The following is a 404-nucleotide window of genomic DNA, read 5'->3' on the forward strand; positions in this document are numbered from 1 at the left end:
ACATCGCCGGGTCAAAGGTTCATATCACCTCGCCGACGCTTTTCGCAGATTAGCACGTCCTTCATCGCCTCTGACTGCCAGGGCATCCACCGTGTACGCTTGGTCGCTTAACCTCACAACCCGAAGAGGTCTTGTTCTGTCCGGTTCGTTGCGCGTCGTGAATACTGCGTTGTTCCGTACTCGCGATGCTCATGGACAGTAAGTCCACTGCGCTCGCTGCGTGCGGTACGCCTTGTCTTCACTTCGCTCACGTCACCTGTGACAGGATCCTTCATGGTTGCGATAATTGAGAGACTCACGAACAACTTTCGTTGTTCTGTGTTTCAATTTTCAGCTTGATCCAGATTTTTAAAGAGCAAAACTTCGCAGTGAACCTTTTCAGGTACACTCTGAAGTTTTCTTAC

1 rRNA gene is annotated in these 404 nt (G+C 50.2%); it reads right to left on the reverse strand.

Annotation, left to right across the window (positions count from 1 at the left end):
* Positions 1–113 (reverse strand): 23S ribosomal RNA (locus tag OOJ60_RS24600); the annotation flags it as partial.
* Positions 114–404 lie beyond the last annotated feature (291 nt).

The organism is Citrobacter sp. R4 (assembly GCF_026719175.1).
In the GTDB taxonomy this organism is placed as follows: Bacteria; Pseudomonadota; Gammaproteobacteria; order Enterobacterales; family Enterobacteriaceae; genus Citrobacter_A; species Citrobacter_A sedlakii.